Here is a 24,712-nt window from a genome sequence, read left to right as displayed (position 1 = left end):
GGGGATTGGGAATGGCAATGCTGGACAGTGGGCTCAAGCAGCGCATGGTCGGTGCTCTGGTGCTGGTGGCGCTGGCGGTGATTTTCCTGCCTATGCTGCTGTCGCGCGAGGATGAGATGCGCCGCGTGGTAGTGGATGCGCCGGCCATGCCGCAAGCGCCGGCTGCTGCCGAGATCATCGTGCAGCCTGCCGAGGTCGTCGAGCCCGAGGAGTTGCTGCAGGAGCCGGTTCCCGTCGAAGAGGTGGAGCCTCAGATCGTCGAGGTGCCTGAGCAGCCCAAGCCGACCCCGCTGCCTGTCGTGCAGCAGAGCAAGCCCGATCCGGTCAAGACCGAACAGGCTGCGAGCGCTGCTCCAGCAAAGCCGGAAGGCCGCCTGGACGCCAATAGTCTGCCGATCAGCTGGTCGGTACAGTTGGCCAGTCTGTCCAGTCGGGCTGGAGCAGAAAATCTGCAGAAAACGCTGCGCAGTCAGGGTTACAACGCCTATATCCGTACTTTCGACGGCATGAATCGGGTGTTTGTCGGTCCGTTGATCGAGCGCGCCGAGGCCGAGCGTCTGCGTGACCAGCTCAACCGCCAGCACAAACTCAGCGGTTTTGTCGTGCGCTTCCAGCCGGAAGCAGGCTAAGCACGCAAGGGACTTTGCAGTGCCTGGTTACCCGATACGCCGGGCTCTGCTAGAATGCTCCGCCTTTTCCGCTGGTAGGCCGCACCGTGGTATTCACCTGGGTCGATTGGGCGATCATCGCCGTCATCGCCATTTCTAGTTTGATCAGTCTGAAGCGCGGCTTCGTCAAGGAAGCCCTGTCGCTGCTGACCTGGATCATCGCAGGTGTGGTCGCCTGGATGTTCGGTGGCGCACTGGCCCAGCATCTCGTCGAATTTATCGAAACGCCTTCCGCGCGGGTCATTGCAGCCTGTGCCATTCTCTTCATCGCCACCTTGCTGGTGGGCGCTCTGGTCAATTTCCTCATTGGCGAACTGATCCGTGTGACTGGCCTGTCCGGTACCGACCGTTTTCTCGGCATGGTATTCGGCGCCGCGCGTGGTGGTTTGTTGGTGGTGCTGCTGGTCGGGCTGATCAGCCTGGCACCCGTGGAACAGGATACGTGGTGGCAACAGTCACAGCTGGTGCCGCATTTTCTGATGGTCGCCGACTGGTCGAAGAACCTCATTCTGGGGTGGTCCGATCAGTGGTTTACCGGTGGATCGGCTCACCCAGCTGATCTGCTTTAAAAGAGTGACCGCTGCGGAGTAACCGCTGCATCGGTCGCTGAATTAGCCTGAACTATCTAGCAGGGGTCGTGGCACATGTGTGGCATCGTCGGTATCGTCGGTAAATCGAACGTCAATCAGGCGCTGTATGACGGGCTCACCGTCCTCCAGCACCGCGGCCAGGATGCTGCCGGTATTGTCACCAGCCATGATGGTCGCCTGTTCCTGCGCAAGGACAACGGTCTGGTGCGTGATGTGTTCCAGCAGCGGCATATGCAGCGCCTGGTCGGTCATATGGGCATCGGCCATGTGCGCTACCCGACTGCTGGTAGCTCCAGCTCGGCCGAAGCTCAGCCGTTCTACGTCAACTCGCCTTACGGCATCACCCTGGCGCACAACGGTAACCTGACCAACGTCGAGCAGTTGGCCAAGGAAATCTACGAGTCCGATCTGCGTCACGTGAACACCAATTCCGATTCGGAAGTGCTGCTCAACGTGTTCGCCCATGAGCTTGCCCAGCGCGGCAAGCTTCAGCCGACCGAAGAGGATGTGTTCGCCGCCGTTACCCACGTGCATGAGCGCTGCCTGGGCGGTTACGCCGTCGTCGCGATGATCACCGGTTATGGCATCGTCGGCTTCCGTGATCCTAACGGCATTCGCCCGATCGTCTTCGGCCAGCGCCATACCGATGAGGGCGTCGAGTACATGATCGCGTCCGAGAGCGTATCGCTGGACGTACTCGGCTTCACCCTGATCCGCGACCTGGCGCCGGGCGAGGCGGTCTACATCACCGAAGAGGGCAAGCTGTTCACCCGTCAGTGCGCGGCCAACCCGCAGTACGCGCCCTGCATCTTCGAGCACGTTTACCTGGCGCGCCCGGACTCGATCATGGACGGTATCTCGGTGTACAAGGCACGTCTGCGCATGGGCGAGAAACTGGCCGACAAGATTCTCCGTGAGCGTCCGGATCATGACATCGACGTGGTCATCCCGATTCCCGACACCAGCCGTACAGCGGCGCTGGAGCTGGCCAATCATCTGGGCGTGAAATTCCGCGAAGGTTTCGTCAAGAACCGCTATATCGGCCGTACCTTCATCATGCCCGGCCAGGCGGCACGCAAGAAATCCGTACGGCAAAAGCTCAACGCCATCGAGTTGGAGTTCCGCGGCAAGAACGTGATGCTGGTGGACGACTCAATCGTGCGTGGCACCACCTGCAAGCAGATCATTCAGATGGCCCGCGAGGCCGGTGCGAAGAACGTCTACTTCTGCTCGGCAGCCCCGGCGGTACGTTACCCGAACGTCTACGGCATCGATATGCCTAGCGCCCATGAGCTGATCGCGCACGGCCGGACCACTGAAGAGGTCTGCGAGTTGATCGGTGCCGACTGGCTGATCTACCAGGATCTGCCGGACCTGATCGAGGCGGTCAGCGGCAGCAAGAAGATCAAGATCGACAACTTCGACTGCGCGGTGTTCGACGGTAAGTACGTCACCGGCGACGTCGATGAAGCCTACCTGGACAAGATCGAGCAGGCGCGCAACGATGCCAGCAAGGTCAAATCGCAGGCCGTCAGCGCGATCATCGATCTGTATAACAACTGATTCGAGCGGGCAGGGCAGCGGTTCTGCCCGTTTCGATGGTGCGCACGGCGCACCCCGGCCCGTAGCCCGGATTGCATCCGGGTTACATTGCGTGAGGTAGCGATATGACACAGGAATGGGATGCCGGCAGGCTCGACAGCGACCTGGATGGCGTAGGCTTCGACACCCTGGCGGTGCGTGCAGGCCAGCACCGTTCGCCCGAGGGCGAGCATGGCGAGGCGTTGTACCTGACATCCAGTTACGTGTTCCGTACCGCTGCAGATGCCGCTGCACGCTTTGCTGGTGAGGTGCCGGGCAACGTCTATTCGCGTTATACCAACCCCACCGTGCGCACCTTCGAGGAGCGCATCGCCGCGCTGGAAGGCGCCGAGCAGGCGGTGGCCACTGCCTCCGGCATGTCGGCGATCCTCGCCATCGTCATGAGCCTGTGCAGTGGCGGTGACCATGTGCTGGTGTCGCGCAGTGTGTTCGGCTCCACCATCAGTCTGTTCGAGAAGTACCTCAAGCGCTTCGGCATCGAGGTCGATTACGTGCCGCTGGCTGATCTCGATGCCTGGCGGGGTGCATTCAAGCCCAATACCAAGCTGTTGTTCGTCGAGTCGCCATCCAACCCGCTGGCCGAGCTGGTGGATATCGCCGCGCTTGCCGACATCGCTCACGCGCGCGGCGCGCTGCTGGCGGTGGACAACTGCTTCTGCACGCCGGCCCTGCAACAGCCGCTGAAGCTCGGTGCTGACGTCGTCATGCATTCCGCGACCAAGTACATCGATGGCCAGGGCCGTGGCCTGGGCGGTGTGGTGGCGGGGCGTAGCGAGCAGATGAAGGAAGTGGTCGGTTTCCTGCGTACCGCAGGTCCCACTCTTAGCCCGTTCAACGCCTGGATGTTCGTCAAGGGCCTGGAAACCCTGCGCATCCGCATGCAGGCGCAAAGTGAGAGTGCCCTGCAACTGGCGCTGTGGCTCGAGCAGCAGCCGCAGGTCGAGCGCGTGCATTACGCGGGGCTACCCAGCCATCCGCAGCATGAGCTGGCAAAAAAGCAGCAGAGTGCCTTCGGTGCCGTGGTCGGTTTCGAGGTCAAGGGCGGCCGTGATGCCGCCTGGAAGGTGATCGATGCCACGCGAGTCATCTCCATCACCACCAACCTCGGCGATACCAAGACCACCGTCGCCCATCCGGCTACCACCTCCCATGGCCGCCTGACTCCGCAGGAGCGTGCCAGCGCCGGCATTCGCGACAATCTGATCCGCGTCGCTGTGGGTTTGGAAGCGCTGGAGGACCTCAAGGCTGACCTGGCGCGCGGCCTGGCCGCGCTCTGAGCATGCTCGAGTGGGGAACGAATGACACGCCCAACAACGGGCGTGTCGCGCTGGTCACCGGTGCCGCGCGTGGCATCGGCCTGGGTATCAGTGCCTGGCTGATCACCGAGGGTTGGCAGGTGGTGTTGGCCGACGTCGACCGTGAACGTGGCTCCAGAGTGGCACGTGCCTTGGGTAATAACGCCTGGTTCGTGGCCATGGATGTGGCCAAGGAAGATCAGGTCAGCGTCGGCGTCGCCGAGGTGCTCGGTCAGTTCGGGCGTCTCGATGCGCTGGTGTGCAATGCCGCTATCTCCGATCCGCACACCCCGCCTGTGGAGTCGCTCGACCTCAAGCGCTGGAATCGCCTGCTGGCGGTCAACCTGACCGGCGCCATGCTGCTGGCCAAGCACTGTGCGCCCTATTTGCGTGGGCATCGCGGCGCCATCGTCAATATCACCTCTACCCGCGCCAGCCAGTCCGAGGCCGATTGTGAGGCGTATGCCGCGAGCAAGGGTGGTCTTGTCGCGCTCACTCACGCGCTGTCAATCAGCCTGGGGCCGGAGGTGCGCGTCAACTGCGTCAGCCCAGGCTGGATCGACTCTCGTGACCCGTCGCAGCAGCGCCTGGAGCCGCTGTCGGTGTTCGATCATGCGCAACATCCGGTCGGCCGTGTCGGCACGGTGGAGGATGTCGCGGCGCAGGTCGCCTGGCTGCTCTCCGATGCGGCCGGTTTTGTCACCGGGCAGGAGTTCGTCATCGACGGTGGCATGAGCCGCAAGATGATCTATCAGGATTGAATACCTGTGGGAACGAGCTCGACAGAAACGAAAAAGGCTCCCGAAGGAGCCTTTTTCACATGTGGCGTGAATTACATGTTGGGGTAATTCGGGCCACCGGTGCCTTCCGGCGCAACCCAGGTGATGTTCTGGGCCGGGTCCTTGATGTCGCAGGTCTTGCAGTGCACGCAGTTCTGCGCGTTGATCTGGAACTTCTTCTCGCCGTCTTCCTGCGTCACCACTTCGTACACGCCGGCCGGGCAGTAACGCTGCGCCGGTTCGTCATATAGCGGCAGGTTCTTCGCCAGCGGAATGCTCGGGTCGGTGAGCTTCAGGTGGCAGGGCTGCTCTTCTTCGTGGTTGGTGTTGGAGAGGAACACCGAGCTCAGTTTGTCGAAGCTCAGTTTGCCGTCCGGTTTCGGGTAGGCGATCTTCGCGCACTCTGCGGCCGGTTTCAGGCAGGCGTAATCCGGCTTGTTGTCGTGCAGGGTGAAGGGCGCCTTGCCGCCGAAGATGTTCTGGTCCAGCCAGTTGATGCCGCCGCCGACGATGGCCCCGTATTTGTGGATGGCTGCGCCGAAGTTGCGGCTACGGAACAGTTCGTCGTACAGCCAGCTGGCCTTGAAGCCATCGACATAGTTGCTCAGCTCATCGCCGCCTTCACGGCCGGCTGCCAGGGCTTCGGCGATGGCGTCGGCAGCGAGCATGCCGGATTTCATCGCAGTGTGGCTGCCCTTGATCTTGGCAAAGTTCAGGGTGCCAAGGTCGCAGCCGATCAGGGCGCCACCCGGGAAGACCATCTTCGGCAGTGCGTTCAGGCCACCCTTGCAGATGGCGCGAGCACCGTAGGCAACACGCTTACCGCCTTCCAGGTACTGGGCAATCACCGGGTGGTGCTTGTAGCGCTGGAACTCGTCGAATGGCGACAGATGCGGGTTGGAATAGGACAGGTCGATGATCAGGCCCACCACCACCTGGTTGTTCTCCAGGTGATAAAGGAAGGAGCCACCGGTGTTCTCGGTGCCCATGATGTCCATCGGCCAGCCGGCGGTGTGTACCACCAGGCCCTGCTCATGCTTGGCCGGGTCGATGTCCCAGATTTCCTTGATGCCGATGCCATAGTGCTGGGCGTCTGCTTCGCTGTCGAGGTTGTATTGCTTTATCAGCTGCTTGCCGATGTGGCCACGGCAGCCTTCGGCGAACAGGGTGTACTTGGCACGTAGCTCCATGCCAGGGGTGTAATAGCCTTCCTTGGGGTTGCCTTCGCGGTCGACACCCAGATCGCCGGTGACGATGCCACGTACCACGCCGTTCTCGTCGATCAGCGCTTCCTGAGCGGCGAAGCCCGGGTAGATCTCGACGCCCAGGTTCTCGGCCTGCTGGGCCAGCCAGCGGCACAGATTGCCCAGGGAAATGATGTAATTGCCTTCGTTGTGCATGGTTTTTGGCACAAAGAAGTCAGGAATTCGGGTAGCCTTGTCAGCGTCGCGCAGCAGGTAGATGTCATCGCGCTTGACCGGGGTGTTCAGCGGGGCGCCCAGCTCTTTCCAGTCGGGGAAGAGTTCGTTCAGGGCGCGCGGCTCGAATACCGCACCAGAGAGGATGTGAGCGCCAACTTCGGAGCCTTTCTCGACCACGCAGACGCTGATCTCCTGACCCGCTTCAGCGGCTTTCTGCTTCAGTCGGCAGGCGGCGGACAGTCCGGACGGGCCGGCGCCGACGATGACGACGTCGAACTCCATAAATTCGCGTTCCACAGGCTATCTCCTACTCAAGGCTCTTCGATATTTTATGTTGGAGGGCGCGGCTCGCTCCCTAAGCACGGCGTGGGCATTATATCTACACCCTCTCAGTGGGCCAATACAAACGTTTGTTTGAATTTCCTGTAGGCCTGTTAGAATCGTACTACATCGCGGATGACCGGCCAGTTCGCTGTATTGACCAGGCCAGGCCGCGGGGTCAAGATACGGGCGGTTTTGCGCTCGCCGTCTGAGCTGAAAGGTTGGTTGCGGCTGATTTTGCATCACCGGCCAGGCTCGCCTTGGCGACATTCTTATTCACCGGAGAGTAACGAGGAATCCATGAAGGTTCTTGTAGCTGTCAAACGAGTGGTTGACTACAACGTCAAGGTTCGCGTCAAGGCGGACAACAGCGGCGTCGACCTCGCCAACGTCAAGATGTCCATGAACCCCTTCTGCGAAATCGCCGTGGAAGAAGCCGTACGCCTGAAGGAGAAAGGCGTGGCGAGCGAAATCGTCGTCGTCTCCATCGGCCCGGCTACCGCCCAGGAGCAACTGCGCACCGCGCTGGCTCTGGGTGCCGACCGCGCCATCCTGGTCGAATCCAATGACGAGCTGAACTCCCTGGCCGTGGCCAAGCTGCTCAAGGCAGTGGTCGACAAGGAGCAGCCGCAGCTGGTGATCATGGGCAAGCAGGCCATCGACAGCGACAACAACCAGACCGGCCAGATGCTGGGCGCCCTGACTGGCTTCGGCCAAGGCACCTTCGCCTCCAAGGTCGAAGTTTCTGGCGACAAGGTCAACGTCACCCGTGAGATCGATGGCGGTCTGCAGACCGTTGCGCTGAACCTGCCGGCGATCGTCACCACCGACCTGCGTCTGAACGAGCCGCGCTATGCGTCGCTGCCGAACATCATGAAGGCCAAGAAGAAGCCGCTGGAAACCGTCACCCCGGACGCGCTGGGTGTTTCCACCGCCTCCACCGTCAAGACCCTGAAAGTCGAAGCGCCTGCTGCTCGCAGCGCTGGCATCAAGGTCAAGTCCGTGGCTGAACTGGTCGAGAAACTGAAGAACGAGGCGAAGGTAATCTAAATGACTATCCTGGTTATCGCTGAACACACCAATGCCGCTCTGGCTGCCGCGACCCTGAACACCGTTGCTGCTGCGCAGAAGATCGGTGGCGACATTCACGTTCTGGTAGCCGGTGCCAACGCTGGCGCTGCTGCCGAAGCCGCAGCCAAGATCGCCGGCGTGGCCAAGGTCCTGGTTGCCGACAACGCTGCCTATGCCAACCAGCTGCCGGAGAACGTCGCTCCGCTGGTAGCCGAACTGGGCAAGGGCTACAGCCACATCCTGGCTGCCGCCACCAGCAACGGCAAGAACATCCTGCCGCGCGTTGCCGCTGCTCTGGACGTCGACCAGATCTCCGAGATCATCGCCGTCGAAAGCGCCGACACCTTCAAGCGTCCGATCTATGCCGGTAACGCCATCGCGACCGTGCAGTCCTCGGCTGCCATCAAGGTGATCACCGTACGTAGCACCGGTTTTGACGCTGCTGCTGCCGAAGGCGGTTCTGCCGCTGTTGAAGCCGTATCCGGCCCGGCCGATGCCGGCAAGTCCGCCTTCGTGGGTGAAGAGCTGGCCAAGTCCGACCGTCCGGAACTGACCGCTGCCAAGATCGTCGTTTCCGGCGGCCGTGGCATGGGCAACGGCGACAACTTCAAGCACCTTTACGCCCTGGCCGACAAGCTGGGGGCTGCCGTCGGTGCTTCCCGCGCTGCCGTCGACGCCGGCTTCGTGCCGAACGACATGCAGGTCGGTCAGACCGGCAAGATCGTCGCACCGCAGCTGTACATCGCCGTCGGTATCTCTGGCGCGATCCAGCACCTGGCCGGCATGAAGGACTCCAAGGTGATCGTTGCGATCAACAAGGACGAAGAGGCGCCGATCTTCCAGGTTGCTGACTACGGCCTGGTCGCCGACCTGTTCGAAGCCGTACCGGAGCTGGAGAAGTCGGTCTAAGCCGCTTTTGCTGCAACGAAAAACCCGCTCTGGTGAGCGGGTTTTTTATTGCCTGCACATCAGTGCGTAATCATCACTTCAGGCCTTCCAGAAAATGCCGGTAGAGCAGGGCGGCTTCTTCGGGGCGTTCGAGCATGGGGGCGTGACCGACGTTCTCCATGATCACCACGCTGGGTTTGCGTAGCAGTGGTTGCATGACCTCGATGCTGGATACGTCCAGCACCCGGTCCTGCTTGCCCCAGAGCAGCAAAGTGGGCGCCTGGATTTTTGCCAGTTCGGGCTCCAATGGGATGTTGCGCTCCACCAGGTGCTCGAATACCCGTTCATAGTGCGCAGCTTTGGCCATGGAACGCTCGCCCAGATATCGCTTGAGCGACTCGGGCAGATAGGGTGGCTCGACGAAGATGAATTGCAGCAGATTGTCGAAATCCTGCGGCTGCTTGACCACCAGTGGATTGGGCGCACCACTGGTCAGCAATCGATACAGTTCGCTCTTGTGCGGGCTGTCGATTCCCGCGTTGGCCAATAGCGCCAGCGAGCGAACGCGATCCGGGTAGCGTGCCGCGAAGAGTGCGGCAATGTGTCCACCCATCGAATTGCCCAGCACATGAGCCTGCTGGATGCCCATGGCATCGAGAATGCCCGCCAGGCGTTCCGTCTGGGTACCGACGTCGTAGCTGCCAGGGGGCAGGTCGCTGTCGCCGAAGCCGGGCAGGTCCAGTGCGATGACGCGATAGTCCTTGGTCAGATGGCGAGAAAAACGCAGCCAGTTATCCTTGTCTGCAGCGAAGCCGTGAAGCAACACCAGCGTTTCGCCGCTCGCCGGTCCTCCCTGGTAGTAATGAATGTTAAGATTGCGGACAGATAGCCGCTCGTGACTGAGCCCGGCGCGCTGTTTTTCTATCAGGCGCAGGCTGGTCAACTGAGTGGCGGGAAAGAAATACAGCGTTGCTGAGGCGGCGAGAAGCAGTAGCAGCAAAGCGTGCAGCAGTTTTTTCATGGCGCGTCCTTATCGCGGGCTATTCCGGCGGCGCCACTAAGCTAGCATGAACACAGAGGATGCCGTGGTGCCAAGCTCATCCTGCCAATCAACGCATAAACCGAGAGTAGCCAATGCCTGAGCGTTGTCTGTTTAAGTCGCTGTTGCTGTGGTGCGCCTTGGTCGTTATGCCGACTGCGGCCGTGGCGGTTGGTAAATGCGAGCGCCTGGTGGCGACCGGTAACCCGGAATATCCCCCTTATCTTTGGCGTGATCCACAGAACCCACAGCAGTTGATTGGCGCCAATGCCGATCTGCTCAAACACCTGGCAAAAGAGCTCGGCGTCGTGGTTGACGTGATCTACACCGGGCCCTGGTCGCGCGCGCAGGATGAGGTGCGTACCGGGCGTGTCGATCTGATTGCTGGGGCGTTCATCACTCTGCCGCGGTTGGAACACATGGATTACGTGCACCCGGCGTTCTTTTATACGCCCAGCGTGGTCTGGGTGCGCAAGGGCGAAGCATTTCCCTATGGCAGCTGGATCGACTTGCAGGGACATACCGGCGACACCCTGGTGGGCAACAGTTTTGGCCAGCAGTTCGATACCTTCGCCAAACAGAACCTGAAGCTCGAGGGCGTCTCCAGCCTGACCCAGGCTTTCCAGAAGTTGCTGCTCGGTCGCACCGACTACGTGCTTTACGAGCGCTACCCCGGCTTGGCGCTCGCCGAGACGCTGGGTATGGACGATGATCTGGAGGTGCTGGACCCGCCGATTTCCAGCGAGGGCCTTTATTTAACCCTGTCGCACAATTCGGCATGCAATGAGCCTTGGCTACGCGGCCAACTGGCTCGAAAGATGACAGAAATGGTCGCCGCTGGCCTGCCTGAGCAGTTCCTGCAACGCAACCTGGAACTATGGAAGGCGCAGCAGATGCAGCCCGACCCGGTTGGCGACGTCACTCAGTAGGAAATTTTCGTGATCAATCGAACCCTTCCCTTGCTGCTGGCGCTGGGCCTGACGGCCTGCGCAAGCGATCCTGCACCCACCGAGCAGATGCGGCTGACCGAGCAGGCGTTGGCGCAGACCAAATCCCTGGGCGTGGTCAGCGATCAGTCCGAGTCGCTGCGCCTCGCTGAAGGCAAGTTCGCCCAGGCACAGGCGGCCATGCAGGACGGTGAAAACAAGCAGTCGCGCCTGCTGGCCGAGCAAGCTGAGCTGGATGCGCGTCTGGCCGAGGCTGAGTACCTCAATGGCAAGGGGCAGGAACAGCTGACCGAGCTCAATCACCGCATCGGCCGTTTGCGCCAGCAACTGGGAGCCATGTGATGAAGGATTTTGAGCACCTGGGCGGCCTGATGCTGGTCGCTGCGCTGTTGAGTGGTTGTGCCTCCAGTCAGTTGGCGAGCGAGCAGGCCCTGGAAGAGGCGCGTCTGAGCTTCCAGTCAGTCAAGGAAGATCCCGGTGTGCTGCGCGCCGCACCCAAGGACGTGATTCGCGCAGGCGAGTCGCTGGCCCGTGCCGAACGTCTGTCCAGTTACTGGGGCAGTGGCGATGATGTCCGTCATTACGCTTACCTCAGCCAGCGCTATGCCGCGATCGCCCGACAGCACAGCGATATCAGCCTCAACCAGGAGCGCGCAGCCAAGCTCGAGCTGGAGCGCCAGCGCCTGCAACTGACGTTGCGCGAGGCCAAGCTGATGAGCGTGCAGCAGCACAATGGCTGGCTGGAGGAGCAGATGGTCAGCCTCGCCACCAACGAGACAGAGCGCGGCTTGGTCATGACTCTGGGCGATATGCTGTTCGACGCCGGTCGTGCCGAGCTGCAGCCGGCAGCCAACCGGACGGTGCTCAAACTCGTGCAGTTCCTGCAGATCAATCCGCAGCGCCGCGTGCGGATCGAGGGCTACACCGACAATACCGGTGATGCTACCGAGAATCTCGAACTGTCCCGTGCACGCGCACAGGCTGTAGCCGATCTGCTGGTGGACCTGGGTGTGGATGCCAAGCGTATTCAGGTGGCCGGTTACGGCGTCGACTTCCCCGTAGCGGAAAACGCTTCGGCGCGTGGTCGAGCGCAGAATCGGCGGGTGGAGATCGTCTTCTCCGACGAGCGAGGCCAGCTAGGCGCTGCGCGTTGAATGCCTGGCCCCGAGTCTGACGAGACCCCGGCAGCGTCCGGGGTTTTTTGTGCGCTGAAAATGGCTACGGCACTGCGCGATTTTGGCAAGTTATGCCGTACCAGAAAAACAGATAGCATCTGTGCCGGTACAATTGTGTAGCAATAGGTTACTGTTATGCTCCAGTGACCCGGAGGATACCGCTATGACCAATCTGCTGCTCTATCAACGTATCGCCCAGCAGTTGGCCGAAGATATTCGTCGCGGTGTCTACCAGCCTGGCGAGCGCGTGCCTTCGGTGCGCAAGATGAGTGCGCAGCTCAATGTCAGTCATGCCACGGTTTTGCAGGCGTACGCCAACCTCGAGGATCAGGGGCTGATCCGTGCACGCCCGCAGTCCGGCTTCTACGTCCACCAGACGCCAGCACTGACCGCGCCGACGCCGGATATCGCCAAGGTGGAGCGGCCAGGCCTGGTCACCCGCGCCAGCATCATCAATCAGGTGCTCACCGAGTCGCGTCGTGAAGGTGTGTTCCCGCTGGGCGCCGCGGTGCCGCATGTCGATTACCTGCCGGTGCGTGCGCTGCACCAGCAGTTGGCCAAGGTCACCCGTTTTCACAGCCCGCGTGCGTTCAGCTACATGTTCAGCCCCGGCTTCGAGCCGCTGCGCCGCCAGGTGGCGATCCGCATGCGTGATGCCGGCGTGGTGGTCGATCCGTCCGAGGTGGTGATCACCCACGGTTGCGTCGATGCGCTGCAGATGAGCCTGCGTGTGCTGACCAAACCGGGCGATCTGATCGCGGTGGAGTCGCCCACCTATTACGGCCTGCTGCAACTGGCCGATCTGCTGGGCCTCAAGGTCATCGAGATTCCCTGTGACCCTACCACCGGCATCAGCCTCGAAGCGTTGCAACTGGCGGCCAACCAGTGGCCGATCAAGGCGCTGGTGCTGACTGCGCGGTTGTCCAACCCGCTGGGCGGCACCATTCCCGAGGAGCGTCAGCGTCAGTTGTTGCGCCTGGCCGGCGATTACGATTTCCAGATCGTCGAGGACGATATCTATGGCGAGCTGATGTTCGAGCAGGGGCCGACCAAGGCGCTGAAGTCGCATGATCGCGACAGCCGGGTGATCTATTGCTCGAGCTTTTCCAAGACGTTGTCGCCCGGTGTGCGCATTGGCTGGATCGTCGCCGGCAAGTACCAGGACGAGATTCAGCGGCTGCAGACCTTTTCCACCCATTCGGCGTGCAGCGTGACCCAGATGGCGGTGGCGGCTTATCTGGAGAACGGTGGCTATGACCGCCATTTGCGGCATATTCGTCAGGAATACCGCAAGAACCTCAATGCCTTCCAGCTGGCTGTGCAGCAGTACTTTCCGGTCGGCACGCAGATGACCCGGCCCAAGGGCGGCTTCATCCTCTGGGTCAGCCTGCCGGCGCGGGTCAATACCAAGGATTTGCACGTGCGCGCGTTGCAACAGGGCATTTCGATCGCACCGGGGCTGATCTTCAGCAACACCGAACAGTTCAATCATTGTGTGCGGCTAAATTGCGGCATTCCCTGGAACCGCGAGGCGGAGAGGGCGCTCATGACCCTGGGCATGCTGGCCACTCAGTTGTGCCAGGAAGCGGGCGGTTCCTGGGAAGGTTGAGAAAGCACGGCCTGGGTTAACCCGTTTCATCGAAGGACTGCGTCTACCTGAGCGAAGGTCTCGTGCCATTGCTCAGGAGGTGCACCATGTCCGCTTGTTCCGCGTTGCTCATTCGTCCGTTCGCCGTCGGTTTTTCCGCGAGCACCTTGCTGCTGCTCGCCGCCTGCAGTGCCTCTGGCCCGGAGCCGGAAGTCCAGGCCATCCCGGCCCCGGCATCACCGCTCGTACGTGAACGCCTGGCCGCGCCCGCAGTGGCCGAAATGCGCGCCGAGGCGAGCCAGAAGCGCCAGGCGACCCTGGCTTACACGCCGTCTCCCATCGCCGATGCCCTGCCGCCGGGCTACCGTGATGAATCACGCGAGCAGTACCAGACCTACGCCGACAACCCGGTGCTTGCTGTCGCCGAGACGCCGGTATCCACCTTCAGCATCGATGTCGATACCGGCAGCTACGCCAACGTGCGGCGTTTCCTCAATGACGGGCAGCTGCCACCGAAGGATGCCGTGCGTCTGGAGGAGTTGGTCAACTACTTCCCTTACACCTATCCGCTGCCTCAGGGCGACGCGCCCTTCGGTGTCAGCACCGAACTGGCGGTGACGCCCTGGAACCCGCAGACGCGCCTGCTGCGCATTGCCATCAAGGCGTCGGATCGCAGCGTCGAGGAACTGCCGCCGGCCAATCTGGTATTCCTCGTCGACGTCTCCGGTTCCATGCATCGTCGCGAAGGCCTGCCGATGGTGCAGGGCACGTTGAAGCTGCTGGTCGACCAGCTTCGCCCGCAGGATCGCGTCTCGCTGGTTACCTATGCCGGTGACAGCCAGGTGGTGCTCGACTCCACGCCCGGCAGCGACAAGGCGAAGATCCGCGCTGCCATCGATCAACTGAACGCTGGCGGTTCGACGGCGGGGGAGTCGGGTATTCAACTGGCCTACCAGCAGGCGAGCAAGCATCTGATCGATGGCGGCATCAACCGCATCCTCCTGGCGACCGATGGCGACTTCAATGTGGGTATCAGCGACTTCGACAGCCTCAAGCAACTGGCGGCCGACAAGCGCAAGAGCGGCGTCTCGCTGACCACCCTGGGCTTTGGCGTGGACAACTACAACGAGCGCCTGATGGAGCAGTTGGCTGACGCCGGAAACGGCAATTACGCCTATATCGATAATTTGCGCGAAGCGCGCAAGGTGCTGGTGGATCAGCTCGCTTCCACCCTCGCCACCGTGGCCAGCGACGTGAAACTGCAACTGGAGTTCAATCCGAGCGAGATCAGTGAGTATCGTCTGCTGGGCTACGAGAACCGGGCGCTAAAGCGCGAGGACTTCAGTAATGACAAGGTCGACGCCGGTGATATCGGCGCCGGGCATACCGTCACCGCGCTCTACGAGATCGTCCCGGCGGGGGCCAAAGGCTGGCTGGAACCCCTGCGTTATCAGGCAGGTGCCCAGCCCGTGAGCAAGAGCGGCGAGTTGGCCTGGCTGCGGATTCGCTACAAGGCCACAGGCGAGGCGGCCAGCCGGCTGCTGGAGCGGCCCATCGTGCGTGTCGATGCCAAGCCGGTCGCGACTGCCAGCGAGGACCTGCGCTTTGCCGCAGCGGTGGCTGCATTCGCCCAGCAGCTCAAGGACGGCCGCTACACCGGCGATTTCGATCTGGCGCAGAGCATCGCGCTGGCGCGTTCGGCCAAGGGCGAGGATCGCTTCGGTCTGCGTGGCGAGTTCATCCAACTGGCCGAAATCGCCCAGAGCCTGCACACTTCGGCTTCAACCCCTGCACGAGCTCAGCAGTGAACGCACCTCTCATGGATGACGACGCCGCTTTATTGCGGCGTTACCGTCGCGGCGATGCCGCCGCTTTCAACATGCTCTACCAGCGCCATCGTCTGGGCCTGTTCCGCTTTCTGCTCGGCCTGTGTGGCGATCACGCCCTGGCCGAGGAAGTGTTCCAGGACACCTGGATGAGCCTGGTGCGCAGTCAGAGCGAGCAGCGCGAGGCAGTGCTGTTCAAGACCTGGTTGTACCAGATCGCCCGCAACCGCCTGATCGACCACTGGCGCAAGACGGGCCGTCATCAGACCGGGCATGACGAATACGATGAAGGCCAGCACGCCCAGGCCGATCCGCAGCCCGGCCCTGAGCAGCAGTGGAGCCTGAGTCGCGACAGTGAGCGGCTGCAGGCAGCGCTGGCCGACTTGCCGGACGATCAGCGCGAAGTGTTTCTGCTGCGCGCCCATGGTGACCTGGAACTGAACGAGATTGCCGAGTTGACCTGCACGCCGGCCGAGACGGTCAAGAGCCGTTTGCGCTATGCCCTGCAGAAATTGCGCCGGCTGCTGGCCACCGAGGAGTTGTCCGCATGACCCACGAACGAGAATCCCTGGACCACGAGCAGGCGCTGCTGGCGCATTTCCGTGCCCATGGCAGCGGTGAACCCTCGGCCGAGCTGGATGCACGTATCCTGGCGGCGGCCAGTGCGGCTGCCCGAGAAGCGCATCAGCCCGACCAGGCTGAATCCGGCTGGGCGCAGCGCCTGCACCAATGGCTGTTCGGTAGTGGCCGTCAGCGCTGGTCGGTGGCCGTGGCTGGGCTGGCCTGTGTCGGGATCGGTGTCAGCCTGACCTGGCGCACGCTGGAGCAGGCGCCGGATGCCTTCGATGCGGTACCGCCCAGCGTTGCGATGAGCCCGGTCGCGCCGGCGCCGATGGCGGCCAAACGTGCGCCAGAGCAGGAGGCGGTTGCGCCTGTGGCTGCCCCGCAGGAACGCATGAGAAGCCAGGCCATGGCACGCCAGGCGCCTTCTGCCGATAGGGCTGAGGCACCGATGGCCAGCAGCGCTGCGCTGGCGCCCATGGCCGAGCTGGTGGTCCAGAGCGAGCCGCGCGAGGCGCTGCTGCGTCTGCTGGAGCTGCGCAAGGCGGGCGAGCAGGACGAGGCGCAGCGGCTGCTGGAGCAGTTGAAGGTCGACTATCCGCAACTGGATATCGAAGCCGAACTCGCACACCTGGCCGCGGAGGCTGCAAAGTAAAAGTCGTGTAAGTCGGCTTGTCAGGCGCGCCCATGCGGAGGAGCATGGGCGCGTTACTGATCGAGTTGATCTTGTCCCATGATGCGTAAGTCCATTCTTCTACTGCTGTGTCTGGGTTGGCTGAGCGCCTGTGAGCGTGAGCCGGAGCCTGTTGCGCAGCGGCCCGAGCCAGAGCCGGCAGTGGTTGCGACGCCGGCCAAGGTGCCTGCTGTCAAGCCAGAGCCGGTCGAGGCCAAACCAGTGGCTACAACCGCCAAACCACCCGTCGCCGCCAAGCCCAAGCCTGCTGCAGCGCCACCGTCCAAACCGGCAGAGCCCGAGTCGAAACTGGCATTGGATCTGAGCGTGCCGCAGGAACTGTTCGAGCAGGCGCTGGAAAGTGAAACGCGCGAGGATCTCTCGCCGGTGCTGCCACCGCTGTTTGGCGAGAAACCCGAAGTTCAAAGCCCGTTCCAGATCAGTGGCCGGCTGATCAGTAACGACCGGGTCGACGACTACTGGGACTCCATCGAAGGCGCTGAGCTGCAGTTCGAGTTCAAGCAGTAAGTTGCGTCGACTCGACTGTCGTACCTGGCGGTCATGGATGAATGGGATTGCGGGTTGGCGCAAGTCCGCGTGGGTGCTGTGCCGTTATGATTGCGGGCTGCAAACTGCATCACTGGCAAAGGAGCGCCGAATGTCTGCCAATACCGATGAGTACGACAGCCCAGCAGCGTTGACAATTGTCGCCGCTATGGCGAGCTTTATCGTTCCGCTTTCTCTGGGGATTCTCCTGCAATGGGAGCAGGTACTGGGTCTGATTCAGGCGGCGATCATTGCTTTGGGTGTCGTTGCCATTACGGGTCATCCCGGACTCTACAAGCACTTTCCGTTACCGCTGATGAGCCTGATTCTGGGCTTCAGTTTTAATCTTTGGGGAGAGGTTTCTGGTTTCCTCGGCTTTTTCGTTGGGCTGTTCGTTCTGCTATTTAGCGGTGTGCATCTTTTTTTCTGGATGCAGTTTCTGGGCTTCACCAGCAAAGACTTCAGATACCGTCACACCTTGTCATCTCATGGCAGAAAAGTAGATTGGGAGCCGACTTCCCGTTCGGATTACCTGCCCCAACATGGCACCGCCTGGCTGGCCAGAACCATAGCTGGCTTTGCCTGGGCCATTGATGGGCGGGTGAGCGAGCAGCTTCAGGCTGGAGTCGATCAGTGGTCGCGTCCCATCGCGCGAGTAACGGCGGCTTCACCTGCGCCAACCGAGCCGCCTGTGGCTGTCGGCACACCGACGCCTGAGCACCGTTGCCAAGGCCAAATCGACGGCAGCGGCCGCTTGACGTTCAATGCGCCGGGGGGCAGTCACATGCTTCGTGGCGAGCCATTCAGCGCAGTGGACGGCCAAGGCGCGCCAGGTTTTGGTCTCTGGTTGGATGACCAGCCCACCGGACTGTTGCTCGAACAGGGTGCTTCGGTGCTGTGGAGCGATGACGGTCAGTCGCTTGTCTGTTTCGCGCGTGCCGAGAGCCAGTCCTTTGAAGAAACCACCTCCTGGCTTTGGCGATCAGCCTCCGGCTGGCGCCCGCTGGAAGAGCCCTGGCAGTCGCTCGTCGACGAGCCCTTGCTGGAGTGGGGCGCACCCGTGCGCCTGGAGGGCGGGCGTCTCTTTTACGATGCACTGATGCATGGGCCGCAAGCTGAGCGATCTATGAGTCTGACACTGTGCATCGAGTTGGAAGGGGAGCGGGCTGGCACTGCATCGCTGCAGCCAGCGTCGATGTCGGGCGACGCGCAACCCTGCCTGACCCTGCTGCGCAAGAGCCGTGATGGTCGCCGCCATGCCTTTGCCTGCCATATCGGTGCCTGGCAGTTGCCGGGGTTGTGGTGTCTCGATCACCGCATTTCCGACTGCGGGCGCTATCTGGCCTTGATCGCTTTTGCCGAGGCGCCCGCCATTCCTCATCAACTGGTCGTGGCTGATGTGCTGGCGCGGCGCCTGCTGAGGGTCGATGAGGCGCTGCTGATCGCCAGGCTAGAGGCGTTCGAGGAGGGTGTCATTCGTCTGCAGCAGATAGTCGGCAGGCGGGCCAGTGCCATGGGTACCGGCCCCCTGCCGCACCTAGAGGCGCTGGCGCCGTCGGCAGAGCAGGCCGATGCCTTCGTTGCGCTTGGCCGCTTGCATCATCGAATCACGCAGATTGCGGTCGATCCCTGGTCGTTGCGTTTGTTGCCCAACTGGCGTCTGCAATGGCGCCCTGTGCCTGCCAGTGCTCAGGGTGATTACCTGCTCGCTGCGCCCGGCGCAGGAGATGCTGCCTGGCTGTTCGGACTCGACAGCTACGTGCGCGAAGGCAATTCGCTGCCAGGTGGGGCGTGCGTCCTGACCGCCTCCGGTTGCGGCGTGGCGGATCTCGCTCCCTCGATGGCCTGGTCGGCGGACGGCCGTTATCTGGCGTTGAGTCGTCGGGTGATCGGCGAAGTGACCGTACAGTGGCACCTGTTGCTGCTGGATACTCAGGATCACACGCTGCGCCACGCCCCCCAGCCTCTGGCTGCGATGCCATGCTTTGAAGCGTTCGATGCTGCCGGCCTGCATGTCAGTGGTGTCGAGCAACAGGTGCAGTTGGTTGCGATGCAGGCACTGCTGGCGTTACCCCGACAGATGCTGATTCGCACTGGTGATATCTGGTTGCTTGCCGAACAGCTGAGCGATGCCGTGCACTGGCATCACCTGGACAGCAGGCATTTACAGAGCTGGCGGTCTCCTGCGGGTGAGTCCTCACGGGCGTAGGTTGCGCTCAGAAGCGATAGACCTGCCGTGCGATGGCCGCATGCAGCTCATCATCCAGCGGCTCGAAGCTCGTCGAACTCGGCAGGCGCACGAACAGCGGGTCGTCGACCTGGCGCGGATCGTAGCCAGCCTGCTTCAGATCCGCTTTCTTGTACTTGAAGGTGCCGGTGGTCTCCACTTCGCCGAGCAAGCGCACGAACAGTGGCGCCGCGTAGGCCGGCAATCGTGCGTCGAGGTGGGTGCCCAGCGCGGCACCATCCAGCTCAAAGCCTCGTGCCAGGCGCAGCGCAGCCATGCCGCAGCGGCCGTTGGTGCCGGGAATCTCCACGCCGTAAACCACCGCATCCTCCACGCCTGGGAAGGCGCCGAGCACGTTCTCCACCTCGGTCGTTGAAACGTTTTCGCCCTTCCAGCGGAAGGTGTCGCCGAGGCGGTCGACGAACTGCGCGTGCTTGCAGCCGATGTCGCGCATCAGGTCGCCGGTGTTGAACCAGGCGTCGCCCTTCTTGAACACGTCGCGCAGGATCGCTGCCTCGCTCTTGGCCGGATCGGTGTAGCCATCGAACGGCCACTTGGCGCTGATCTCGCTGATCAGCAGACCGGCTTCGCCCTTGTCGGCCTTCTGCAGAAAGCCCTTGTTGCCGCGGATCGGCCGATCATTCTCCAGGTCGTAGCGGACGATGGCGTAGGTAGCGGGGGTGTAGCCGACGGTGTTGTCGAAGTTGAAGACGTTGGTGAAGCCGATGTTGCCTTCGCTGGAGGCATAGAACTCGGTGATCTGCTCGACGCCGAAGCGCTGTTTGAAGTCGCTCCAGATCGACGGGCGCAGGCCGTTGCCGATCATGCAGCGCAGGCTGTTGCCCTGTTCCGCCGGGTGCACGGGCTGGTTGAGCAGGTAGCGGCACAGTTCGCCGATGTAGCCGAAGCAGGTAGCCTGGTAGCGCGCCACGTCGCTCCAGAAGGCGCTGGCGGAAAACCTGCGGCGCAGGGCGATGGCTGCACCGCCGGCCAGCGCTGCGCTCCAGCATACGGTGACGGCATTGTTGTGGTAGCAGGGCAGGGTCAGGTAGAGCACGTCGCGCTCGCTCAGGGTCAGGCCTGAGTGGCCGAAGCCGCCATAGGCCTTGATCCACTTGCCGTGGCTCATGATCGAGGCCTTGGGCAGGCCGGTGGTGCCGGAGGTGTAGATCAGAAAGCAGGCGTCCTTCATGCGCACGCGCAGGCTGTCCGGCGGGTTGTCCTCGGCCTGGGCGGCGGCCAGTTGCATGACGTTGAGCCAGCCGTCCGGTGCCTGGCCAGCATCGCTCAGGCAATCCCGGTCAGCGATCCAGTAGCGGCGAGTGCATGGGGTGTGCAACTGGTCGGCTATTTCGTCGAAGACGCCATGCAGTTCGTCACCTATCACCAGGAAGCCGGGCTTGACCAGGTTGAAGCTGTGCGCCAGCACCTTGCCGCGCTGAGTGGTGTTGATCAGTGCGCCGACCGCACCGAGTTTGCTCAACGCGGCGAGGATCGCCAGCAGTTCCAGGCGGTTCTCCATCATCACCGCGACCACGTCGCCATGGCTTACTCCCTCGGCCTTGAACGTCCAGGCCAGGCGATTGGCCCAGGCGTTGAACGCGTGATAGCTGAGCTGGCGGTTTTCATCCATCAGTGCCGGACGCTCGGGGTGGCGTTCGGCAGCGCGCTGCAGGGCCCAGGCCAGCGATAGGTTCTTCTCGCGGTTGCGAATGCCTGCGTAGTAAAGGCCGCGCAGCATGCGCGGCACTCGCGGCAGGTGCTGCGGCAGGTGGGCCAGGAAGCGGAAGGGCGAAATCAGATCGGCTTGGCTCATGGGGCTCGCACTTGGGATGTCATGAATGGGAGGCGAGTCCTGACTCTAGTCAGCGTGGCGCTTACCAGCCATGGCCTTGGCGCGCGCTTCGGTGGGCAGATCGGCGAATTGCGTAGCTATCGTCGTTTAGAAATCGTGTGCGCCTGGTTGCCCGGCCTCGATATGCTCCCAAAGGACAGGCCAGTCTTGTGCCCAGCAACAGCGATGATCATAGCCAGGTACTACCTTGCGCTGCGCGCGGTGGCCGGGAGGGTAGCCCGCCAGGAACGCTTCGCTTAGTTGGGGAGGAATAATGCGATCTTCATCACCTACGAGGTGAAACTGTTCAACATTCGCCAAACGCGCACGCAGGGCTGCAGTGTTTAACGAACCTTTCAGGGCGGAGATTCGATGGTGATGGGTCCAGGCGGAATGATCGAGGTTGCCGGCAATTGTGACGATGCGCTTCACATCGTGACGCCGCGACGCGAGGAGCAATGTCAGGGTTCCACCGCCTGAATAGCCGATAAGCACCAGGCGTCGAGCGCCAGCCCGGTCTTTCAGTTGGTCAACAGCCTGATCAAGACTCTGTACCACTTCTTCGGCGAAGCGGGCGTCCGTCCAGTAGCGTCTTTGGCAGGGTGGGCGAGAGGTATCCAGATACTGGCAGGGGCGGCCCAGATAGGCAGCGTTGCCTCGTGGTTGTGCCAATGCCAGGCGCAGGGCAATCGGATCGAGTGGGGTCGGGTCACTGGAGGGTTGGCGAGCGCTGATCCAGGCAAAACCATCACCCTCCAGATAGATCGTCAGCTCATCACCTCTGGTCTGAGGCGCAAAGGCCTGCAGGCGAAAAGCACCGCCCTGCAGTTGCAGAGCCTGCCAGTTCTGCTGGTGCGCGAGCATGGATGCTTGCTGGCGCCGCTCGTCCGGGTTGGGAAAGGAGGTGCAGGCTGCCAGCAGCAGTGTTCCTGCCAGCAGGAATAGGGGGCTCAAGGGCATGGATGAATATCTACCTCAGCTGACTGAGCTGTTTGCAGATAGAGCGGGGTTTCATCAGGTAGTGCGCGCCGTCGTTTCATCTTGCTCATCCGTGCTAAGGGCCAGCACGCAAAGGCCACGGCATTGAGCGTGGCCTTTGAGTCGCGATGCCGTGCTCAGAAGGCCCAGCGTGCTTTCACTGAGGCACCCTGGTTGGTGAAGTCGCTACGCGCCTCTGCATCGTAACGCAGGCTGACTTCGGTGCCTCCGCTCAGCGTGTGGGTCAGACCCAGTCCGGCGCGGGCTAGCCAGGGCTCCAGATCCAGTCCCTGGGTTCTGAAGGCGGCGCCGGGAGCGCCAGCGTAGGTGGACGTGATTGTGCCGTCTTCGTCGATCACGTCATAGCCGGCGCCGAGGTTGGCACTGAGCAGGGTGGCTTCGCTCAAGGCGTAGTTGAGTTTTCCGTCGATGCTAAGCAGCAGCTCTTCGGTGTCGTTGCTGTCTACGTCCAGATCAAGAGCGCCAGCACCTTTCTCATGATACGAATCAGTGCCTATCCACGTGTAATCCGCGCGGGCCGAAGGTACGAAGGTCAACTGTTCGGACAGGTGCATGTTGTGACCGATGCCAATGCCGGCATGGACGTTGTAGCCGTTGTAGTCGGCGTGCGCAGTAGCATCTGCGAAAGGCATGTGGCGCTTGCTTTCGTTGCGGTTCTGCCCCGCGTCCAGCTGGAAGTTCAGCTCGGTATCGGAACTCAGGGCGTAGCTGCCGTAGCCAATCAGTTGGAACGTATCGATCTGGGCGCTTTGCGGGGCAACCCGTGAGTCGCTGTCCAGGTCGGTCTGTGCGTAAGCGAATGCCAGGCCAAGTCGGGTGGTCTCGGAAACGGCCGCGTCGGCACCGATAGCCAGGCCCTTGGTGTTGGCGTCGTAGCCAGAGATACCGCTACGTTCATTTTGCTCGGCCCAGGAACCAAAGGTTTTGATCCAAAGATCGCCGTTGCTCAGGGCGTCACCCGAAGACAGGCCGCGATTGCTGTCCTGGTGGGCCTGAATCACCCGGTTGAGACCGGCCAATGTGCTGCTGGTGGCATTGCTGGCGCTGCCGGCGACAGTGGGCAGGGTAGAGGTGACTGCGTTGGAGACCTCCTGCTCGCTGGTCAGGCCGATGAAGTTGGACGCCAGCTCACCAGTCGGATCTTCGGCTAGTGCGTTATCGAGCACCTGGGCCGCTTCTTGTGCCGGGTTGTTGCCGGTATTGATGACGCTGTCCAGCACGCCGGCACTCTCGGCCTTGGCCAGTGTCAGATCGACGGTATTGCCGTCCTTGACTGCGCCGAAGTTGAAGAGCAGGGAGTTGTCGCTGACGGCAAAGGTACCGTCACTGATCAGGTTGTTGGCGCTGAGTACATCGTTGAGTGTGCTGGCCGTGAAGGAGTAGCCGGGATTGCTGACGTCTACCATGATCTTGGCATTGCTGAGCAAGGTAGCGGTGCCATCTACCACCAGCTTGCCGTAGGCGTTGTCATCAGCCACGCCAATCTTCAAGGCGCCGCTGCTGGCCTGGTCGTAGTCGCCATAAATGGTGCCTGTGACGCCCGCTGCCAGGCTAAGGGTTCCCGCGTTGCTGAAGCCCGTGAAGGCAACGATGCCGTCGTCCATCGTGCCGGATGTGCTGAGGCCCGCGCCCATCTTCAGAGTGGCACTGTTCTCGATTACAAAACGGTCGACGGCGATGGCATTTTCACTGCTGAAAACTGCACCTGACCTGAGGGTGAATAGACTATTCCCAGCATCAACGTCGCCCACCAGGCGTGCAGTATTGCCCGTGATGTTGATTGCCGAAATACCACTGAAACTCAGGTCGCTGATTGCGTATTGCGTTCCGGAAATGGTGCCACTGTTGTCGATGGAACCGATGGCGCTGTCATAGACCTGAATGCCCACCAGGGTGCCATTGATGGTGCCGCTGTTACTGACTGAGTCGATGGTCGTGCCGGTATCAATACCGATGCCGACACCATCAATACCGATACCGCTGATGGTGCCGCTGTTGACGATGGTGTCGATGTCCACATCTCCGGTCGCCAGGATACCGATACCTCCGGTGATTGTACCGGCGTTGTCGAGGCTATCGAGCGTCACCGTTTGCATCAGACCATCCAGGGTAATACCGACAAAGGAACCCTCGATGGTGGCGCCTGCCAGGTTGCTGATGCTGCTGCCGCTGGCTTGGAGATAAATGCCGGAACCGTCCAGGTAGTAGGTACCGCTGGTATTGCGGATGATCCCGGCATTGCTGATGCTGCCGAAACCGGAATCGCTAAAAACGGCTGACTCATTGGCTGTGGTGATGTTGCCGGATTCGCTCACGGTCAGGCTGTCATTGCCGTACAGATAACAGCTGTAGGATTCGTTGCCGCTGATGGTGTTATCGCCAGCCCCGCAAATAGCCGGGACAGCCTGTACTGTTCCAGCTGTCGTCAGGGCAAGGACTACACCTGCGAGCTTGAGTGCGCCGCCACTGCGCTTGCCGTGCAGGTTGGCATGTTCATCGGCAACGACGAACGTATTGCGGGTAAAGCTCCAGACGATACTAAAAGCTTTGTTCATCACAGCTCCCTGCGCTACCTGGCAACTGCCAGGCGAGCGATGCGACGCATTTTTATCAGCGGTACGGCGGGAGGGTTCAGATTGCACTTCCCTGCATACGGCTTCCT

Annotated in this window: 21 protein-coding genes; 16 read left to right on the top strand and 5 right to left on the bottom strand. The window is 61.8% G+C overall.

From position 1 onward, the window contains the following. Positions 1-11: 11 nt before the first annotated feature. The 5 genes from H3221_RS08755 to H3221_RS08735 all read left to right on the top strand — a co-directional run bounded on the left by H3221_RS08755 (position 12) and on the right by H3221_RS08735 (position 4,916). Positions 12-629, top strand: coding sequence for an SPOR domain-containing protein (locus H3221_RS08755; protein ID WP_196474122.1), 618 nt, complete (start codon positions 12-14; stop codon positions 627-629). Positions 630-715: 86 nt separating this feature from the next. Then, positions 716-1,237 (top strand): CvpA family protein, encoded by a 522-nt coding sequence (locus H3221_RS08750; RefSeq protein WP_003461125.1) that lies wholly within the window; start codon positions 716-718, stop codon positions 1,235-1,237. 75 nt (positions 1,238-1,312) lie between these two features. Then, entirely contained in the window at positions 1,313-2,821 is a 1,509-nt protein-coding gene (gene purF, locus H3221_RS08745; protein WP_160016653.1) for an amidophosphoribosyltransferase, read from the top strand. A gap of 104 nt (positions 2,822-2,925) precedes the next feature. Then, entirely contained in the window at positions 2,926-4,137 is a 1,212-nt protein-coding gene (locus H3221_RS08740) for an O-succinylhomoserine sulfhydrylase (RefSeq protein WP_196474123.1), read from the top strand. Between the two features lie 2 nt (positions 4,138-4,139). Next, entirely contained in the window at positions 4,140-4,916 is a 777-nt protein-coding gene (locus H3221_RS08735; RefSeq protein WP_196474124.1) for an SDR family oxidoreductase, read from the top strand. A 71-nt stretch (positions 4,917-4,987) separates the two neighbouring features. Here the strand turns inward: H3221_RS08735 and H3221_RS08730 are convergent, their stop codons facing one another. Beyond that, positions 4,988-6,652, bottom strand: coding sequence for an electron transfer flavoprotein-ubiquinone oxidoreductase (locus H3221_RS08730; RefSeq protein ID WP_196474125.1), 1,665 nt, complete (start codon positions 6,650-6,652; stop codon positions 4,988-4,990). A gap of 324 nt (positions 6,653-6,976) precedes the next feature. Between H3221_RS08730 and H3221_RS08725 the strand changes: the two genes are divergently transcribed. Both H3221_RS08725 and H3221_RS08720 read left to right on the top strand, forming a co-directional pair. After that, positions 6,977-7,726, top strand: a complete 750-nt coding sequence (locus H3221_RS08725; protein WP_160016648.1) for an electron transfer flavoprotein subunit beta/FixA family protein — start codon at positions 6,977-6,979, stop codon at positions 7,724-7,726. Beyond that, positions 7,727-8,656 carry an electron transfer flavoprotein subunit alpha/FixB family protein gene (locus tag H3221_RS08720; protein WP_017677310.1) on the top strand — a complete coding sequence of 310 codons (930 nt, stop codon included), beginning with the start codon at positions 7,727-7,729 and terminating at the stop codon, positions 8,654-8,656. 73 nt (positions 8,657-8,729) lie between these two features. Here H3221_RS08720 and H3221_RS08715 read toward each other — a convergent pair whose 3' ends face one another. Further along, positions 8,730-9,656 (bottom strand): alpha/beta fold hydrolase, encoded by a 927-nt coding sequence (locus H3221_RS08715; protein ID WP_196474126.1) that lies wholly within the window; start codon positions 9,654-9,656, stop codon positions 8,730-8,732. A gap of 113 nt (positions 9,657-9,769) precedes the next feature. On the opposite strand from H3221_RS08715, the gene H3221_RS08710 reads away from it, so the two are divergent. From H3221_RS08710 to H3221_RS08670, 9 genes are all read left to right on the top strand, one after another. After that, complete coding sequence (locus tag H3221_RS08710; protein WP_196474127.1) at positions 9,770-10,603, top strand: substrate-binding periplasmic protein; 834 nt, start codon at positions 9,770-9,772, stop codon at positions 10,601-10,603. Positions 10,604-10,612: 9 nt separating this feature from the next. Continuing rightward, positions 10,613-10,963 carry a DUF4398 domain-containing protein gene (locus H3221_RS08705; RefSeq protein WP_196474128.1) on the top strand — a complete coding sequence of 117 codons (351 nt, stop codon included), beginning with the start codon at positions 10,613-10,615 and terminating at the stop codon, positions 10,961-10,963. Next, positions 10,963-11,775, top strand: coding sequence for an OmpA family protein (locus H3221_RS08700; RefSeq protein WP_196474129.1), 813 nt, complete (start codon positions 10,963-10,965; stop codon positions 11,773-11,775). The genes H3221_RS08705 and H3221_RS08700 overlap by 1 nt, the downstream gene beginning before the upstream one ends. Before the next feature lie 184 nt (positions 11,776-11,959). Next, positions 11,960-13,405, top strand: coding sequence for an aminotransferase-like domain-containing protein (locus H3221_RS08695; protein WP_021489928.1), 1,446 nt, complete (start codon positions 11,960-11,962; stop codon positions 13,403-13,405). Between the two features lie 86 nt (positions 13,406-13,491). Beyond that, complete coding sequence (locus H3221_RS08690; RefSeq protein ID WP_196474130.1) at positions 13,492-15,192, top strand: vWA domain-containing protein; 1,701 nt, start codon at positions 13,492-13,494, stop codon at positions 15,190-15,192. Next, the gene (locus H3221_RS08685; protein ID WP_397428000.1) at positions 15,189-15,761 is read left to right on the top strand and encodes an RNA polymerase sigma factor; all 573 of its coding nucleotides are present in this window, start codon (positions 15,189-15,191) and stop codon (positions 15,759-15,761) included. The genes H3221_RS08690 and H3221_RS08685 overlap by 4 nt, the downstream gene beginning before the upstream one ends. Continuing rightward, a complete protein-coding gene (locus H3221_RS08680) occupies positions 15,758-16,426 on the top strand; it encodes a hypothetical protein (RefSeq protein WP_196474131.1) in 669 nt (222 codons plus the stop codon). Before H3221_RS08685 ends, H3221_RS08680 begins: the two co-directional genes overlap by 4 nt. A 78-nt stretch (positions 16,427-16,504) precedes the next feature. Further along, positions 16,505-16,972, top strand: a complete 468-nt coding sequence (locus H3221_RS08675; RefSeq protein ID WP_196474132.1) for a hypothetical protein — start codon at positions 16,505-16,507, stop codon at positions 16,970-16,972. Positions 16,973-17,102: 130 nt separating this feature from the next. After that, the gene (locus tag H3221_RS08670; protein WP_196474133.1) at positions 17,103-19,199 is read left to right on the top strand and encodes a hypothetical protein; all 2,097 of its coding nucleotides are present in this window, start codon (positions 17,103-17,105) and stop codon (positions 19,197-19,199) included. Between the two features lie 7 nt (positions 19,200-19,206). Here the strand turns inward: H3221_RS08670 and H3221_RS08665 are convergent, their stop codons facing one another. The 3 genes from H3221_RS08665 to H3221_RS08655 form a co-directional block, all read right to left on the bottom strand. Then, a complete protein-coding gene (locus tag H3221_RS08665; RefSeq protein ID WP_196474134.1) occupies positions 19,207-21,033 on the bottom strand; it encodes a long-chain-acyl-CoA synthetase in 1,827 nt (608 codons plus the stop codon). 126 nt (positions 21,034-21,159) lie between these two features. Beyond that, the gene (locus tag H3221_RS08660) at positions 21,160-22,011 is read right to left on the bottom strand and encodes an alpha/beta hydrolase (RefSeq protein WP_224490536.1); all 852 of its coding nucleotides are present in this window, start codon (positions 22,009-22,011) and stop codon (positions 21,160-21,162) included. Between the two features lie 155 nt (positions 22,012-22,166). Beyond that, positions 22,167-24,605, bottom strand: a complete 2,439-nt coding sequence (locus H3221_RS08655) for an autotransporter domain-containing protein (RefSeq protein ID WP_196474194.1) — start codon at positions 24,603-24,605, stop codon at positions 22,167-22,169. Between the last annotated feature and the right edge of the window lie 107 nt (positions 24,606-24,712).

Source organism: Pseudomonas chaetocerotis (assembly GCF_015712105.2).
In the GTDB taxonomy this organism is placed as follows: domain Bacteria; phylum Pseudomonadota; class Gammaproteobacteria; order Pseudomonadales; family Pseudomonadaceae; genus Aquipseudomonas; species Aquipseudomonas chaetocerotis.
This window is presented reverse-complemented; position numbering and strand designations above follow the sequence as displayed.

Bases quoted from the DNA above. Each gene is read 5' to 3' on its own strand.
- H3221_RS08670 (WP_196474133.1), top strand. From the start codon at position 17,103: ATGTCTGCCAATACCGATGAGTACGACAGCCCAGCAGCGTTGACAATT.
- purF (WP_160016653.1), top strand. From the start codon at position 1,313: ATGTGTGGCATCGTCGGTATCGTCGGTAAATCGAACGTCAATCAGGCG.
- H3221_RS08660 (WP_224490536.1), bottom strand. From the start codon at position 22,011: ATGCCCTTGAGCCCCCTATTCCTGCTGGCAGGAACACTGCTGCTGGCA.
- H3221_RS08655 (WP_196474194.1), bottom strand. From the start codon at position 24,605: ATGAACAAAGCTTTTAGTATCGTCTGGAGCTTTACCCGCAATACGTTC.
- H3221_RS08665 (WP_196474134.1), bottom strand. From the start codon at position 21,033: ATGAGCCAAGCCGATCTGATTTCGCCCTTCCGCTTCCTGGCCCACCTG.
- H3221_RS08675 (WP_196474132.1), top strand. From the start codon at position 16,505: ATGATGCGTAAGTCCATTCTTCTACTGCTGTGTCTGGGTTGGCTGAGC.
- H3221_RS08725 (WP_160016648.1), top strand. From the start codon at position 6,977: ATGAAGGTTCTTGTAGCTGTCAAACGAGTGGTTGACTACAACGTCAAG.
- H3221_RS08735 (WP_196474124.1), top strand. From the start codon at position 4,140: ATGCTCGAGTGGGGAACGAATGACACGCCCAACAACGGGCGTGTCGCG.
- H3221_RS08710 (WP_196474127.1), top strand. From the start codon at position 9,770: ATGCCTGAGCGTTGTCTGTTTAAGTCGCTGTTGCTGTGGTGCGCCTTG.
- H3221_RS08715 (WP_196474126.1), bottom strand. From the start codon at position 9,656: ATGAAAAAACTGCTGCACGCTTTGCTGCTACTGCTTCTCGCCGCCTCA.
- H3221_RS08695 (WP_021489928.1), top strand. From the start codon at position 11,960: ATGACCAATCTGCTGCTCTATCAACGTATCGCCCAGCAGTTGGCCGAA.
- H3221_RS08755 (WP_196474122.1), top strand. From the start codon at position 12: ATGGCAATGCTGGACAGTGGGCTCAAGCAGCGCATGGTCGGTGCTCTG.
- H3221_RS08680 (WP_196474131.1), top strand. From the start codon at position 15,758: ATGACCCACGAACGAGAATCCCTGGACCACGAGCAGGCGCTGCTGGCG.
- H3221_RS08740 (WP_196474123.1), top strand. From the start codon at position 2,926: ATGACACAGGAATGGGATGCCGGCAGGCTCGACAGCGACCTGGATGGC.
- H3221_RS08720 (WP_017677310.1), top strand. From the start codon at position 7,727: ATGACTATCCTGGTTATCGCTGAACACACCAATGCCGCTCTGGCTGCC.
- H3221_RS08690 (WP_196474130.1), top strand. From the start codon at position 13,492: ATGTCCGCTTGTTCCGCGTTGCTCATTCGTCCGTTCGCCGTCGGTTTT.
- H3221_RS08700 (WP_196474129.1), top strand. From the start codon at position 10,963: ATGAAGGATTTTGAGCACCTGGGCGGCCTGATGCTGGTCGCTGCGCTG.